Source organism: Streptomyces sp. ML-6 (genome assembly GCF_030116705.1).
Taxonomy (GTDB): Bacteria; Actinomycetota; Actinomycetes; order Streptomycetales; family Streptomycetaceae; genus Streptomyces.
The window spans coordinates 6,612,053-6,625,617 of the sequence record NZ_JAOTIK010000001.1 but is presented as its reverse complement, the minus strand read 5'-3'; the positions used below and the strand labels follow the sequence as shown (position 1 = coordinate 6,625,617).

At 72.4% G+C, this 13,565-nt stretch carries 14 protein-coding genes; 3 read left to right on the top strand and 11 right to left on the bottom strand.

The features are described from left to right. Positions 1-37 precede the first annotated feature (37 nt). The 6 genes from OCT49_RS29200 to OCT49_RS29175 form a co-directional block, all read right to left on the bottom strand. A complete protein-coding gene (locus OCT49_RS29200) occupies positions 38-628 on the bottom strand; it encodes a hypothetical protein (protein WP_283854787.1) in 591 nt (196 codons plus the stop codon). A gap of 14 nt (positions 629-642) precedes the next feature. Further along, positions 643-1,806 (bottom strand): ROK family glucokinase, encoded by a 1,164-nt coding sequence (locus tag OCT49_RS29195; protein WP_283854786.1) that lies wholly within the window; start codon positions 1,804-1,806, stop codon positions 643-645. A gap of 131 nt (positions 1,807-1,937) precedes the next feature. Then, positions 1,938-2,786 carry an ATP-binding cassette domain-containing protein gene (locus OCT49_RS29190; protein ID WP_283854785.1) on the bottom strand — a complete coding sequence of 283 codons (849 nt, stop codon included), beginning with the start codon at positions 2,784-2,786 and terminating at the stop codon, positions 1,938-1,940. Continuing rightward, positions 2,783-3,835: an ABC transporter permease gene (locus tag OCT49_RS29185; protein ID WP_283854784.1), complete on the bottom strand. Its 1,053-nt coding sequence runs from the start codon at positions 3,833-3,835 to the stop codon at positions 2,783-2,785. Before OCT49_RS29185 ends, OCT49_RS29190 begins: the two co-directional genes overlap by 4 nt. After that, positions 3,832-4,845, bottom strand: a complete 1,014-nt coding sequence (locus OCT49_RS29180) for a sugar ABC transporter substrate-binding protein (RefSeq protein WP_502963429.1) — start codon at positions 4,843-4,845, stop codon at positions 3,832-3,834. The genes OCT49_RS29185 and OCT49_RS29180 overlap by 4 nt, the downstream gene beginning before the upstream one ends. 164 nt (positions 4,846-5,009) lie before the next feature. Then, positions 5,010-6,014, bottom strand: a complete 1,005-nt coding sequence (locus OCT49_RS29175) for a sugar ABC transporter substrate-binding protein (RefSeq protein ID WP_283854782.1) — start codon at positions 6,012-6,014, stop codon at positions 5,010-5,012. 187 nt (positions 6,015-6,201) lie between these two features. Between OCT49_RS29175 and OCT49_RS29170 the strand changes: the two genes are divergently transcribed. Continuing rightward, positions 6,202-7,239 (top strand): Gfo/Idh/MocA family protein, encoded by a 1,038-nt coding sequence (locus OCT49_RS29170; protein ID WP_283854781.1) that lies wholly within the window; start codon positions 6,202-6,204, stop codon positions 7,237-7,239. Between the two features lie 122 nt (positions 7,240-7,361). On the opposite strand, the gene OCT49_RS29165 is transcribed toward OCT49_RS29170, so the two are convergent. The 4 genes from OCT49_RS29165 to OCT49_RS29150 all read right to left on the bottom strand — a co-directional run bounded on the left by OCT49_RS29165 (position 7,362) and on the right by OCT49_RS29150 (position 11,388). Next, the gene (locus tag OCT49_RS29165) at positions 7,362-7,787 is read right to left on the bottom strand and encodes a PaaI family thioesterase (RefSeq protein WP_283854780.1); all 426 of its coding nucleotides are present in this window, start codon (positions 7,785-7,787) and stop codon (positions 7,362-7,364) included. Positions 7,788-7,916: 129 nt separating this feature from the next. Next, on the bottom strand, positions 7,917-9,065 hold the full coding sequence (locus OCT49_RS29160; RefSeq protein ID WP_502963490.1) for a cytochrome P450 family protein: 1,149 nt from the start codon (positions 9,063-9,065) through the stop codon (positions 7,917-7,919). Positions 9,066-9,216: 151 nt separating this feature from the next. Then, positions 9,217-9,957, bottom strand: coding sequence for a response regulator transcription factor (locus OCT49_RS29155; protein ID WP_283854778.1), 741 nt, complete (start codon positions 9,955-9,957; stop codon positions 9,217-9,219). Between the two features lie 213 nt (positions 9,958-10,170). Further along, entirely contained in the window at positions 10,171-11,388 is a 1,218-nt protein-coding gene (locus tag OCT49_RS29150) for a sensor histidine kinase (protein ID WP_283854777.1), read from the bottom strand. Between the two features lie 145 nt (positions 11,389-11,533). Here OCT49_RS29150 and OCT49_RS29145 point away from each other — a divergent pair, with 145 nt between their 5' ends. Continuing rightward, positions 11,534-11,746 (top strand): hypothetical protein, encoded by a 213-nt coding sequence (locus OCT49_RS29145; protein ID WP_283855980.1) that lies wholly within the window; start codon positions 11,534-11,536, stop codon positions 11,744-11,746. A gap of 75 nt (positions 11,747-11,821) precedes the next feature. Here OCT49_RS29145 and OCT49_RS29140 read toward each other — a convergent pair whose 3' ends face one another. Continuing rightward, positions 11,822-12,445 carry a dihydrofolate reductase family protein gene (locus tag OCT49_RS29140; RefSeq protein WP_283854776.1) on the bottom strand — a complete coding sequence of 208 codons (624 nt, stop codon included), beginning with the start codon at positions 12,443-12,445 and terminating at the stop codon, positions 11,822-11,824. 260 nt (positions 12,446-12,705) lie between these two features. On the opposite strand from OCT49_RS29140, the gene OCT49_RS29135 reads away from it, so the two are divergent. Further along, on the top strand, positions 12,706-13,455 hold the full coding sequence (locus OCT49_RS29135) for an SDR family NAD(P)-dependent oxidoreductase (RefSeq protein WP_283854775.1): 750 nt from the start codon (positions 12,706-12,708) through the stop codon (positions 13,453-13,455). Positions 13,456-13,565 lie beyond the last annotated feature (110 nt).

Sequence of the window (13,565 nt, the reverse complement as noted above, 5' to 3'; positions counted from 1 at the left end):
TCAGGGGGCCGGAGTGGCACGGCTTCCCGGTCCTCCGTCAGGGGGTCGCCGCGGACACCACGTAGACGACCGGGTTCATCGGGTCGGTCATGTTCACCATGATGTCCTGGGTGGGCCGGGGGTCCTTGTTGGTGTGCGTGGTGCCCGCCCAGTCGGTCCCGGGGTCGAAGGACCAGCCCGAGACCTGCCGGTCGCGGGCGCCGATGGTCACCTCGCCGGGCCGCAGGTCGCCCCGCCCGCTGCCGAGCCGGCTGAGGAACCGGTCCAGTCCGGCGGACGTGGTGCGGAACTCCACGTACAGCCGGCTGGCCTTCCAGTTGTTGGTCTCGTAGTACTGCACGTCCAGGGAGTTGCCGGGCATCGGGAGCTCGAAGATCCGGCGCTGCATCCGGGACGGCCAGCCCTCCCGGAGCCCCTGGGCGGCCGCCTCGGCCTCCTTGTTCTGGCCGGCCCGGCGGCTCTGGCCGGCGGAGATCAGCAGGTAGCCGGCGGGGATGCCGATGAGCAGCACGATGATGGTCGCCGTGATCAGACGGCGGCGGATCATCCGGCGCCGGTCCTGCGGCGGCCGTTCGTCGTCGGGCGGCGGGGACTGGCGCGGCAGGACGGGGTGCTCGGCTGCGGTCATGTGTCTGCTGGTCCCTAGGAGGTGCGGGTGTTTCGCGTGTTGCGGAGGGTGCTCGCGGCCTGGTCGTAGATCTGGGCGTACCGCTCGTACCGTTCGACGCGGCGGCGGTTGGTGCGGCGGAACCTGCGGGCCACCAGCCGGGCCAGGTCCGCGGCGCCGACCATACCCGCCTCCGGGCCGAGCTGGGCCTTCGCGATCCGGGCCTCGGGGCGGTAGCCGCGGCCGGTGAGGTGGCGCTTGAAGGCGTCCCGGGCGGGGCCGATGAGCAGGTCGTCGGCGGCGCTGACGCCCCCGCCGATGACGAAGCAGGAGGGGTCGAGCGCGGCGGCCAGGTTGGCGATGCCCACGCCGAGCCACTGGCCGATGTCCTGGAGGAGTTCGACGCACATCGCGTCGCCCTCGCGGGCCAGTTCGGTGATGAGGGGGCCGGTGATGTCGGGGATGTTGCCCTTGACCCGCTCGATGATGCCGTGCGCCACCGGGGAGTCGGCCGCGGCCAGCTCCTTGGCCTCGCGGACCAGGGCGTTGCCGGAGCTGTACTGCTCCCAGCAGCCGCGGTTCCCGCAGGGGCAGCGGTGTCCGCCGGGCACCACCTGCATGTGGCCGAACTCACCGGCGACCCCGTACTTGCCGCGCTTGACCTGGCCGTCCTCCAGGATCGCGCCGCCGATGCCGGTGCCGAGCGTGATCATGACGAGGTGGTCCTCGCCGCGGCCCGCGCCGAAGCGCCATTCCGCCCAGGCGGCGGTGTTGGCGTCGTTGTCGACCATGACGGGGACGACGAGCCGGGAGGCGAGGGCGTCGCGCAGCGGTTCGTCCCGCCAGGCGAGGTGCGGGGCGAACAGCACCCGGGAGCGGTCCGCGTCGACCCAGCCGGCCGCCCCGATGCCGACGGCGTGCACGTCGTGCCGGTCGGAGAGGTCCAGGACCAGTTCGACGATGGTGTCCTCGACGACCTTGGGGCTCTTGGACTTGTCCGGCGTCTCGGTGCGCAACTGTTCCAGGATGTTGCCGTCGGCGTCGACGACGCCCGCCATCACCTTCGTGCCGCCGATGTCGATGCCGACGGTGGGGACCCGGGGCGCCGTGAGGTGGGAGCGCCGCTCCCTGGTGCCCACGGTCCGCAGGACGGTGGCGCGGGCGGAGCCGCGGTGTGTGAAGTCGCGGTACGTGCTCATCGTCCCTGCGGGGTCGGGGAGCCGGGAGTGGTGCCCCCGGCGGCGGACTGCGCCCGTCGGGCTCGATTCTGCCACTGCCGGAGGGCCGGGGCGGGCGGACCGGGGCGGGCGGGGCCGGGCACCCGCCGGGGCTACGCGGGCTCGTCGGTGTCCGGGCGGGCCGGGCCGGTGGCCCGTTCCAGCTCGTGGCTGAGCTCCTCCAGCTCGCTGCCGCCCGCCATCTGGCGGGTCAGTTCGTCCAGCGTGACGCTCTCCTTGGTGTGGCTGCCGGCCATGGCGCCCCGCTTGAGCAGGACGAACCGGTCACCGACCAGATACGCGTGGTGAGGGTTGTGCGTGATGAGGACCACGCCGAGACCCGCGTCGCGGGCGGCCGCGACGTACTTGAGCACGACCCCGGACTGCTTGACGCCGAGTGCGGCGGTGGGCTCGTCCAGCACGAGCACCTTGGCGCCGAAGTGGACGGCCCGCGCGATGGCGACGCACTGGCGCTCGCCGCCGGACAGGGTGCCGATCGGCTGGTCGACGTCGCGCAGGTCGATGCCCATGCGCAGCAGTTCGGAGCGGGTCGTCTCGCGCATCAGGCGCACGTCGAGGCGTTTGAAGGGGCCCACGCCCGTGGTCGGCTCCGAGCCGAGGAAGAAGTTGCGCCAGACCGGCATGAGGGGGACGACGGCGAGGTCCTGGTAGACCGTGGCGATGCCCCGGTCCAGGGCGTCGCGCGGATTGACGAGGGTGGTCTCCTCGCCGTCGACGAGGAAGGTGCCGGCGTCGTGCCGGTGCAGCCCCGCGATGATCTTGATCAGGGTGGACTTGCCGGCCCCGTTGTCGCCGAGCACGCAGGAGATCTCCCCCGCGTGGACCTCCAGCGAGACGTCGTCGAGCGCCCGGATGTTGCCGTAGTACTTGCTGACGTGGTCCAGCTCGACGAGCGCCCGGCGGGGCGTCTCCGGGGCGGCCGGTGCCTGGGGGGCCGTCATTTCGTCGCCTCCGCGCGCTTGCGTACCCATGCGTTGAGCAGGGTGGCCAGGAGCAGCATGGCTCCGAGGAAGAACTTGAACCAGTCCGGGTTCCACTCCGCGTACACGATGCCCTTGCTGGTCATGCCGAAGATGAAGGCACCGACCGCGGAGCCGATCGCGGAGCCGTAGCCGCCGGTGATCAGGCAGCCGCCGATGACGGCCGCGATGATGTAGATCAGTTCGTTGCCGACGCCCTCGCCGGACTGGACGACGTCGTACGAGAACAGCAGGTGCTGGCCGGAGACCCAGGCGGCGAAGGCGACGCCGAGGTAGAGCCCGATCCTGGTGCGGATCACCGGGACGCCGACCGCGCGGGCCGCGTCGGCCTCGCCGCCGACCGCGAAGATCCAGTTGCCGAAGCGGGTGCGGAGCAGGATCCAGGTGGCGATCGCGACGAGGGCGGCCCACCACAGGATGGTGACCTTGAGCTCGACGCCGCCGATGGTCCACTGCGAGGCGAACACCTTGCGGGCCGAGTCGAAGCCCTCCATGTCGCCGATGGCCTTCGTCGAGACGGTACCGCTGATCAGCTTGGTGAACCCCAGGTTGAGGCCGGTCAGCATGAGGAACGTGCCGAGCGTGATGATGAAGCTCGGCAGTTTCGTACGGGTCAGCATGAAGCCGTTGAACGCGCCGAAGGCCAGGGTGACCAGCAGCGACACGAGGACGCCGACCCAGACGTTGGCCGTCATCTGGTAGCTGAACATCGACGAGACCAGCGCGGAGCTGGTGACCATCACCCCGGCGGAGAGGTCGAACTCGCCGCCGATCATCAGCAGCGCCACCGGGGCGGCCATGATCCCGATCGTCGAGGCCGCGTAGAGCACCGTGCCGAGGCTGGAGGCGCGCAGGAAGCTGTCGGCGACGATCGAGAAGAAGACGAAGACGGCCGCGGCGCCGACCACCGAGCCGAGCTCGGGGCGGCCGAGGAGCCTGCGCAGCGGTGAGGTGTGCAGCAGCCGCTCGTCCTTCCCCACCGGGGCGGAAGGTCCGGCGATCGTGTTCATCGGGTCCCCCGCTTCGTGTACTGGGCCAGTTCCGCGGCGTCCTTCGAGGTGATGATCTGCGGTCCGGTGAGGACCGGGCGGCCGCCGCCGAGCACGTTGCCGTTGGAGCGGTTGAGCCAGAGCAGATCGACCGCCTCGTAGCCCTGGAGGTAGGGCTGCTGGTCGACGGCGAAGCCGAGGGTTCCGTCCTGGAGGGCCGTGGCGACCTTGGCGTTCAGGTCGAAGGTGTCGATCTCGGCCCTGCTGCCCGCGGTCTTCTTCGCCTTGACGGCGGCGTCCGCGAAGGGCGCGCCGAGGGTGACGACCGCGTCGATGCTCTTGTCGGCCTGGAGCTTCGCCTCGATGGACGCCTGGACGTCGGGCATGTTGGTGCCCTCCACGTACAGGTTCTGCAGCTGTCCGTCGAAGGACTTCTTCGCTCCGGCGCAGCGCTGCTCGTGGCCGACGTTGCCCTGCTCGTGCAGGATGCACAGGGCCTTCTTGCGGCCACGCGCGGTGAGCTCCTCGCCGACCGCCTCGCCCGCGACGGACTCGTCCTGGCCGATGTGGGTGAGAGCGCCGAACCGCTTGGACTCCGCGGAGCCCGAGTTCACCGTGACCACCGGGATTCCGGCCTTCACCGCCTTGGTGACGACGTCCTTCATCGCGTCGGGCTTGGCGAGGGTGACGATCAGCCCGTCGACCTTCTGGTCGATGGCGGCCTGCACGAGCTGGGCCTGCTGCTGCGCCTCGTCGTGGTGCGAGTACAGGAACTTGATGTTGTCCTTGACGGCTGCCTGCTCGGCGCCGCGCTGGACGATGTCCCAGAAGGTGTCGCCATCGCCCGAGTGGGTGACCATGGCGAAGGTCCAGCGGGGTGTGTCCACCGCGGCCCGGCCCTCGGCGGCGGCCCGGGCCGCGCGCTCCTCCGCCCGCTTGCCGCCGGTGCTGCTGCATCCCACGAGGGAGGCCCCGAGCACCGCCGCAAGCACGGCGCCCATCGCACGTACCCCTGTCCGAACCCTTGCCACGACGCCGTGCCCTTCTTGTGCTGCTCGCTGTACTGCTTGGAGCGGCCGGGGGCGGTTCGCGCCCCGACCGGCTGGCCAAGTATCCCCGAGTCGTCCGGGGCGCGGCCCGGCAGGGGCGGGGCGCGGGGGTCGGGGCCGGGTGCCCGCGGCGGGGCGCGGAGGCTTCACCGGGTACCGCGCGCGGTGTACTTCTCCAGCTGCGGCACGTCGTCGGCGGTGACGATCGCCGGGCCGGTGAGCACTGGTTTTCCGCCGCCGACGACGTTGCCGTTGGTCCGGTTCAGCCACAGGGCGTCGATGGCGAGGTAGCCCTGGAGGTAGGGCTGCTGGTCGACGGCGAAGCCGACCTCCCCGGCCTTCAGCCGTCCGACAACCTCGGCGTTCAGGTCGAAGGTGTCGATCTCGGCCCTGCTGCCGGAGCCGTCCTTGGCCTTGACGGAGGCGGCGGCGAAGGGGGCGCCGAGGGTGACGACGGCGTCGATGCCCCGGTCGGCCTGGAGCTTCGCCTCGATCGAGGAGGTGGCGGCCGGCATGTTGGTGCCCTCGACGTTCAGGTTCTCGACGTGGCCCCCGAAGGTCTTCCGCACCCCGGCGCAACGTTCCTCCAGCGATACGTTGCCCTGCTCGTGGATGACGCAGAGGACCCTCTTGCGTCCGCGCGCGGTGAGCTCCTCGCCGACCGCCTCGCCGGCGACGGCCTCGTCCTGGCCGATGTGGGTGAGCGCGCCGAACTCCGCGGAGAACCGTGCGCCCGCGTTGATCGTCACCACGGGTATGCCGGCCTTCACCGCCTTGGTGACGACGGTCCTGAGCGCTTCCGGTTTGGCGAGGGTGACGACGATGCCGTCGGCCTTCTGGTCGATGGCGGCCTGCACGAGCTGGGCCTGTTCCCTGCCCTCCTTGTGCGCCGAGTAGAGGAACTCGACGTCGTCCTTGGCCGCCGCCTGCTTCGCACCGTTCTGCACGATGTCCCAGAAGGTGTCGCCCTCCCCCGAGTGCGTGACCATCGCGATCTTCATCCGGGGGGTGCCGGCCGCCTTCCCGCCGCCGCTTCCCGCGGGCCTCTCCTCGGCGTCCTTGCCGCCGGAGCCGCTGCATCCGGAGACGGCGAGGGCGAGGCCGAGGGCCGTGACGGTGATCAGGGCTGCTGCTCTGCGGGAGGTGCGCATGGGGGTCCGCCTTCTCTCCACGGCCGCCGGAGTGCGGCTGGACGTTTTCTAGCGGCGGTCGTACCGGACGTCAACGGCGCCTAGCAGTAAAGGAGTTGTGATGCCCGGATGTCGTGACAATTGAACAAGTCACACCTTGTAAGGACATATGGTTGACAGGGCAGCCGGTGGGCGGCACGTTGGGTCCATGCGCATCGGACTCATCGGCACCGGCCGGATCGGTTCCTTCCACGCGGGTGTACTGGCCCGCCACCCCGAGGTGGACGCCCTGGTGGTGACGGACACCGACGGGGACCGGGCGGCCGGCGTCGCGCGGCACGTCGGCGCGTCGGCCGTGGGGAGCGCGGCCGAGGTGTTCGGCGCCGGGGTGGACGCCGTGGTGATCGCCTCGGCCACCGCGGCCCACGCGGAGCTGATCGGCCGGGCCGCGCGGGCGGGGCTCCCGGCGTTCTGCGAGAAGCCGATCGCGCTGGACCTGCCGGGGACACTGGGCGCGCTGCGCGAGGTCGACGAGGCAGGCAGCTTGCTCCAGCTGGGCTTCATGCGCAGGTTCGACGCCGGTTACGGGGCGGCCCGCGCCGCCGTGCGGGCCGGGACGCTCGGCAGGCTGCACAGCGTGCGGGCGACGACGATGGATCCGGCACCGCCGCCCGCCGCGTACCTGCCGCTCTCCGGGGGGCTGTTCCGGGACTGCCTGGTCCACGACTTCGACATGCTGCGGTGGGTGACGGGCCGTGAGGTGACCGAGGTGTACGCCACCGGGTCGGACGCCGGGCCCGCGATGTTCCGGGCGGCGGGTGACGTCGACACGGCGGCGGCGCTGCTGACCCTCGACGACGGCACCTTGGCCACGGCGACGGCCACCCGTTGCAACGGCGCGGGTTACGACGTGCGGATGGAGCTGGCGGGCGAGCTGGACCAGATCACGGTCGGCCTGGACGACCGTACGCCGGTCACCTCCGCCGAGCCGCTGGGCCCCGCCGCCCCCGCCCGGCCCTGGCCCGGTTTCCTGGAGCGGTTCGCCCCGGCGTACGAGGCCGAGCTGGACGCGTTCGTACGGGTGGTGCGGGGCGAGCTGGCCAATCCGTGCGACGGCCGGGAGGCGTGGTACGCGCTGCTGGTCGCGGAGGCGTGCGAGGTGTCCCGCCGGGAGCGGCGCCCCGTGACGGTCGCGGAGGTCGCGAAGGCCGCCGAGGGGGGCGGCCGGGTGACGAAGGGCCGGTGACGGAGGACGGGTGATCGGCGGGCCCGTGCCGCCCCGGCGAGAGGGGCGGCGCGGGCCCGGTGGTGTCCGGGCCGTCGGTGTCCGGCCGTCAATGGACCAGCCGTCGGTGGACCGGGGCGTGGTCAGGAGGACGGGGCGCCGGCCGACAGCACGGTTCCCTGCGCGACCGCGCAGAGCGTCTCCGTCCCGCCCTCCCCCGCGGCGAACAGTTCGCAGCGGACCACGGCCTGGCGGCGGCCGGTGTGCACGACCTCGGCCCTGGCCACGAGCGTGCGTCCGGTGGCGGGCCGGACGTACTGGATGGAGAAGCCGCCGGTCAGCACGGCCGGGCCGAGCGTCGTACCGGCGGCGAAGGTGATCGAGTTGTCGGCGGCGTAGGCCAGTACCCCGCCGTGCAGAAAGCCGTTCTGTTGTTGGAGCTCCTGGCGTATGTCCACTTCGAGGGTGGCCGCACCACCCCCGAAGGCGGTGATCCGGGCCCCGACGAGGCCGCTGAACGGCTGGCTGTCGAGAACCTTCTGGGCCATGGGCAGATCGAGTCCGGTCATGACAGAGTTCCTACCTCACCGGGGTCCGTCCCTCATCGGGTTTCCCGCACGGCCGGGTTCCCCGTCTCCGGTCTTCCCGCACCGCGGGGTTCTCCGCCCCCCGGCTTCCCGCACCGTCGGGTTCCCGTCTCACCAGCGGACCGGCAGTCCCCGCCGACCGCGGATCAGCAGCCCGGGAAGCCAGTCGAACTCCGCCGCCTCCGCGTCCGCTTCGAGGCCGGGACACCACTCCAGCAGCGTACGGATCGCGATCCGGCCCTCCATCCTGGCCAGCGGCGCGCCCACGCAGAAGTGCACCCCGTGTCCGAAGGCCAGGTGTCCCTGGGTGTCACGGCGGATGTCGAAGGCGTCCGGTGCCGGGTAGCGGGTGGGGTCGCGGTCGGCGCCGGCCAGCGACACCAGCACCGGATCGCCCGCCGGGACGACCCGCGACCCGATCTCGACCTGCTCGCGGGGGTAGCGGAACGTGGCGGTCTCCACCGGTCCGTCGTAGCGCAGCATCTCCTCGACCGCGCCGTCGAGCAGCTCGGGATCGGCGCGCAGGGCGGCGAGTTGGTCGGGGTGGTCGAGCAGCGCCCGTACCCCGTTGGCGATCAGGTTGACCGTGGTCTCGTGCCCGGCGACGAGCAACAGGAAGGCCATGCCCACCAGTTCGTCGGGCGACAGCCCGTCCCCCTCCTCGTCGCGCGCCCTGACCAGCGCACTCATCAGGTCGTCGCCGGGTGAGCGCCGCTTCTGCTCGATGAGTTCGCCGAGGTACGCGTTCATGGCGCGCACCGCTTCCTGCTCCTGCTCCGGCGAGACGGGGGTGACGATGCCGTTCGACAGCCGGCGGAAGGCTTTGCGGTCCAGGTCGGGGACGCCGATCAGCTCGCAGATGACGGTCATCGGCAGCGGGAAGGCCAGCGCGTCGACGAGGTCGGCGCGCCCGGCGGGCACCATCGCGTCGAGGAGTTCGTCGGTGATCTGCTGGACCCGCGGACGCAGCGCCTCGACCCGGCGGGCGGTGAACTCCCGGGCGACGAGCTTGCGCAGCCGGGTGTGGTGGGGCGCGTCCAGCTCCAGCATGTTGAGGAAGATCGGGTCGCTCTCGGCGGGCGCGCCCGGCATGCCCCGCCAGTCCTTGCCGAACCGCTGGTCGGCCAGGACCGCGCGGGCCTCGTCGTACCCCACCACGAGCCAGATCCGCTCGAACTCGTCGGTACGGACGGTGTGCACGGGACCTGCGGCGCGCAGTTTCTCGTAGTACGGATACGGGTTCGCCGTGAAGTCCTTCACCCCGCGCAGGTCGACGTCGACCTCGACGTCGGCATGGGCACCGGTGTCGGTGTCGGCGGGGCCACTGGCTTCGGACATGGGACCGTCCCTCCCGGTCTGATCGGTTCGATCGTTCGGCCCGATCGTCCCTGATCGCTTCGGATCGACTGGTTCAGCCTACGTCGCCGTTTTCCGCTGCCTCGTCGTCGAGCAGGCCCGAGTCGTGCACCAACAGCGCAATCTGGACACGGTTGTTGAAGTCGAACCTGGTCAGGATCCGGGACACCTGGGTCTTCACGGTCGCCACGCTGAGGTAGAGCGCCGCGGCGATCTCGGCGTTGGAACGGCCGCGGGCGACGGCGATCGCGACCTCGCGTTCCCGCTCGCCGAGGGCGGCGATCCGCCGGCGCGCCCGGTCGGTGCGGTCCATGCGGTCGTCCCGGCCGCCCCGGGGTCCGGTCCCGGCGGCGCGGGCCATCAACTGGCGCGTCACCGCGGGCGACAGCACCGGATCACCGGCCGCCACCCGCCGCACCGAATCGACGATCTGCGCCGGAGGGGTGTCCTTCAGGACGAATCCTGCGGCCCCGGCGCGGATCGCGCGCAGCACCTGTTCGTCGGCGTGGAACGTCGTCAGGACGATGACCTCCGGCGCGTCGGGGCGGGCGCGCAGGGCCTCGGTCGCGGTCAGCCCGTCCACGACCGGCATCCGGATGTCCATCAGCACCACGTCGGGGCGGACCCGGTCGACGAGTTCCGCGACCTCGGCGCCGTCGGCCGCCTCCCCCACGATGTCGATGTCGTCCGCGCCGCCGAGCATGAGGGCGAGCCCGGCCCGTACGAGCGGGTCGTCGTCGACGACGGCGAGCCGGACGGGCGGTGCCGGGTGTTTCTCCGGAGGTGGGGTGGTCATGCCGACCACCGTAGCCAGGCCCGGACACCGGCCGCACCGGGGGCCGTTGCACCCGGCGCCACGAGTACGCAGGAGGCGGCGGGAACGCCCCGCTCCGTACTCGCCGGGACGACTGCGGGAACGATCCACCCTGCGCGTACGGGGGCGACGACGGGAACGATCCGCCCCGTACTCACCCGGGCGACGGCGGAAGGGAAGCACCTCGCCCCGTGCTCACGCGGGCCACGGCAGCGCGGCCCGGAGGCGGAAGCCGCCGTCCGGTCCGGGGCCGTGGTCGAGGTGGCCCCCGGCCAGTGTGGCGCGTTCCGTGAGGCCGATGAGCCCCTGCCCGGAGCCGGGCACCTGCGCGAAGGGTCCGGTGGGGGCCGGGTTGCGCACCTCGATGGCGAGCCCTTCCCCCGGACCGCCGGTGACCGTGACGGTGACCTCGGCGCCGGGTGCGTGCTTGCGGGCGTTGGTCAGGGCCTCCTGGGCGATGCGGTAGACGGTGCGGCCGGTGGCGGCGGGGGCCGCGGCGGGGTCGGCGACCCGGTTGTCGAGGGTGACCTTCATGCCGGCCGACCGGGACTCGGCGATCAACGAGTCCAGGGTGGCGAGGGTGGGCTGCGGCCGGTCGCCGTCGCTCTCGCCGGGACTGCGCAGCACCCCGATGATCTCGCGGAGGTCCTGGAGCGCCTCGTGCGCGCTGTCCCGGATGACGCTGGCGGCCCGCGCCACTTCGGCCGTCGGGGCGTCGGGGCGGAATTCGAGGGCGCCGGCGTGGACGCTGAGGAGGGTCAGCCGGTGGGCCAGGACGTCGTGCATCTCCCGGGCGATGACCTCACGGGCCAGCCGTTGCGCCTGTTCGGCGCGGAGCTCCGCCTCCGCCTCGGCCCGGTGGGCCCGTTCGCGCAGGCTGAGGACGAGCTGGCGCCTGGACCGTACGACCATGCCCAGGCTGAGCACCAGCAGGGACAGCAGGGTGCCGATGGCCACGGACTCGGCGAACGAGGCGTCCGGCTCCGGACGCAGGTACGGCTGCACCGGGCCGACGATCACGGCGAGCGCCCCGACGGCCGCCACCGGCCGGAACGGGCGGTGCACCGCCACGCCGAACAGGGCGACGAGCGTGGCCCCCGCGGCGACCGGTTCGACGGTGGAGACCAGGACCAGGGCCACCGCGACGCCGACCGGCCACCTCCGCCGCACCCACAGGGCACAGCAGGCGGCCGCCCCGACCACGCAGTCGATGAGGACGACGATGTCGGGGGTGGTGCGGTCGGCTTCGACCGTCGCCACCGCGAGTACGCCGATCAGGGCCGCGCAGAGGAAGGCGGTCAGATCGACGGCCCAGTCCCGCACGGTGCGTCGCGAACGGCCGTCCCAGTCTCCCGGCAGCTCGGGACCGGCCATCGCCGAGGGCAGCAGCCAGCGGTACTCCGTACGTGTCATGCGGCAAAACTACCCAGGTCGGGCGGGTGTTCCGGGGGTACGGGACCGGCGGGCGACCAAAGTCGTGGAAGCCGAGACTTTCGGCGGCACCGCCCAGCCCGTCGGCCGACGCGGGGGCCGGGCCGCGCCCGCGAGGCTCTCCGGCATGAAGAAACTCTGCGAGACGGTCGGCTTCCTCGTCTGTGCCCAGGGGATCGCCGGGCTCCTGAACGAATGGATTGGCTGGTTCCGGTTCTGGACGGTGGTGCGGCGGCTGGACTTCATCGGCCCGTACGCGACCTTCGTCAACCTCGTGATGGTCGTGGCGGGGTTCGCGGTGATGGTGGCGGCCGACCGGATCAAGGAGCAGAAGAAGTAGCCGGAGGGGCCGGGGCCCTTCGGGGACAGCCGGGGTCGCCGCCCCTGAACGGCCCGGTGCGGAGGGCGCCGGGCCTCACTCCTCGAGGTCGAAGGAACCGAACCGCGCCGGGCCGGTGGGCCGGTAGGTGCGGATCGAGATGCCGCTCGGGGTCTCCCGCGCCCCGGTCCGCTCGAAGGCGGTCGGCCGCCCGTCCTCGGGGAAGAGCCGACGGCCCCGGCCCAGCACGACCGGGTAGGTGAGGACGTTGTACTCGTCGATCAGCCCGTGCGCCATCAGGAACCGGGCCAGTCCGCCGCTGCCGTGGACCTGGAGCTCGCCGCCCCCGGTGCGCTCCTTGATGCGGGCGACCTCTGCGGCGACGTCCGTGGACACGACGGTCGTGTTCTGCCATCCGGGGTTGCTCAGGGTGGTCGAGACGACGTACTTGGGACGCCTGTTGAGCGGGCCCGCGATCGGGTCCTCGGGGTCGGTCACCTTGGGCCAGTACCCGGCGAAGATGTCGTAGGTGCGGCGGCCCAGCAGGAAGGCCGCGGACCGCCCCATCACCCCGTTCATGAAGTCGATCATGTCCTCGTCCGCGAACGGCACCGTCCAGCCGCCGTACTCGAACCCGCCGTCGGTGTCCTCGTCGGGGCCGCCCGGCGCCTGCATGACGCCGTCGAGCGACAGGAACGTGGTGAGGGTCAGCTTCGCCATGGTTCTTCTCCCGGTGCTTCGGTCGTCCGTCCTCCACTCTTCCGACTCCGGCACCGGCCGCAACTCATCGGTCCGGCCGCACGGGCGGCGTCGGGCGGGCGCCGCGCGGCCCCACCCCGGCGTCCGATTCCCGCCGGTGGCCGCAGGGCAAAAGGACTTTCCTTGTCCTTGTCGAAGCCGCGGCGGGAGCCGTGGCGAAGCCCGCGGCGAAGCAACCGGCGCATCCGGCCGGACTCCGCCCCGACCTGCGAGGAACCACCATGACCAGCACCATCGCCGGCGCGCCCCGGACCGCACTCGTCACCGGCGGCAGCCGCGGCATCGGCGCCGCGACCGCCCTGCGGCTCGCCCGGGACGGCGCCGACGTGGCACTGACCTATGTGTCGGACGAGGCCGGCGCCCGGGCGGTCGTCGAGAAGATCCGGTCGTACGGCCGGCGCGGCACGGCCCTGCGCGTGGACGCCGCCGACCCCGAAGCGGTCCCGGCGGCGGTGACCGGGGCCGCGGACGCGCTCGGCCGGCTCGACGTCCTGGTCAACAACGCGGGCATCGGCGTCCTCGGACCGATCGGCACCCTGAGCACCGCCGACGTGGACCGGGTGCTGGCCGTCAACGTACGGGCGGTGTTCCTGGCCTGCCGTACGGCGGCGGAGCTGATGGAAGCGGGCGGCCGGATCATCTGCGTCGGCACGGCCCTGAGCCGGTACGCGGGCGGACCCGGCTCCACCCTCTACACGATGAGCAAGTCGGCGCTGGCCGGGCTCACCGGACCGCTCGCCCGCGAGCTCGGCCCGCGCGGCATCACCGTCAACCTGGTCCAGCCGGGCCCGGTCGACACGGATCTCAATCCGGCCGACGGCCCGTTCGCCGAGGGCCAGCGCGCCGCGACCGCCCTGGGCCGGTTCGGCACGGCGGACGAGGTGGCGTCCCTGATCGCCTACCTGGCCGGTGAGGAGGCCGGGTACATCACCGGTACGGAGGTGGCGGTGGACGGGGGCCACGCGGCCTGACCGGACCGCGCACCCGGGCCACCGGACCGGACCGCGCGGCCGGGACCCTCCGTCGGAATCCATCGCCGGAATCCGACATCAGGGCCCGTTGGTCGCGCGGCCGGCCGGAA

What these genes read in the sequence shown, in the direction of transcription:
- OCT49_RS29135 (WP_283854775.1), top strand. Translation starts at nt 12,706, where the DNA reads ATGACCAGCACCATCGCCGGCGCGCCCCGGACCGCACTCGTCACCGGC.
- OCT49_RS29140 (WP_283854776.1), bottom strand. Translation starts at nt 12,445, where the DNA reads ATGGCGAAGCTGACCCTCACCACGTTCCTGTCGCTCGACGGCGTCATG.
- OCT49_RS29145 (WP_283855980.1), top strand. Translation starts at nt 11,534, where the DNA reads ATGAAGAAACTCTGCGAGACGGTCGGCTTCCTCGTCTGTGCCCAGGGG.
- OCT49_RS29200 (WP_283854787.1), bottom strand. Translation starts at nt 628, where the DNA reads ATGACCGCAGCCGAGCACCCCGTCCTGCCGCGCCAGTCCCCGCCGCCC.
- OCT49_RS29175 (WP_283854782.1), bottom strand. Translation starts at nt 6,014, where the DNA reads ATGCGCACCTCCCGCAGAGCAGCAGCCCTGATCACCGTCACGGCCCTC.
- OCT49_RS29190 (WP_283854785.1), bottom strand. Translation starts at nt 2,786, where the DNA reads ATGACGGCCCCCCAGGCACCGGCCGCCCCGGAGACGCCCCGCCGGGCG.
- OCT49_RS29165 (WP_283854780.1), bottom strand. Translation starts at nt 7,787, where the DNA reads ATGACCGGACTCGATCTGCCCATGGCCCAGAAGGTTCTCGACAGCCAG.
- OCT49_RS29195 (WP_283854786.1), bottom strand. Translation starts at nt 1,806, where the DNA reads ATGAGCACGTACCGCGACTTCACACACCGCGGCTCCGCCCGCGCCACC.
- OCT49_RS29155 (WP_283854778.1), bottom strand. Translation starts at nt 9,957, where the DNA reads ATGACCACCCCACCTCCGGAGAAACACCCGGCACCGCCCGTCCGGCTC.
- OCT49_RS29185 (WP_283854784.1), bottom strand. Translation starts at nt 3,835, where the DNA reads ATGAACACGATCGCCGGACCTTCCGCCCCGGTGGGGAAGGACGAGCGG.
- OCT49_RS29150 (WP_283854777.1), bottom strand. Translation starts at nt 11,388, where the DNA reads ATGACACGTACGGAGTACCGCTGGCTGCTGCCCTCGGCGATGGCCGGT.
- OCT49_RS29170 (WP_283854781.1), top strand. Translation starts at nt 6,202, where the DNA reads ATGCGCATCGGACTCATCGGCACCGGCCGGATCGGTTCCTTCCACGCG.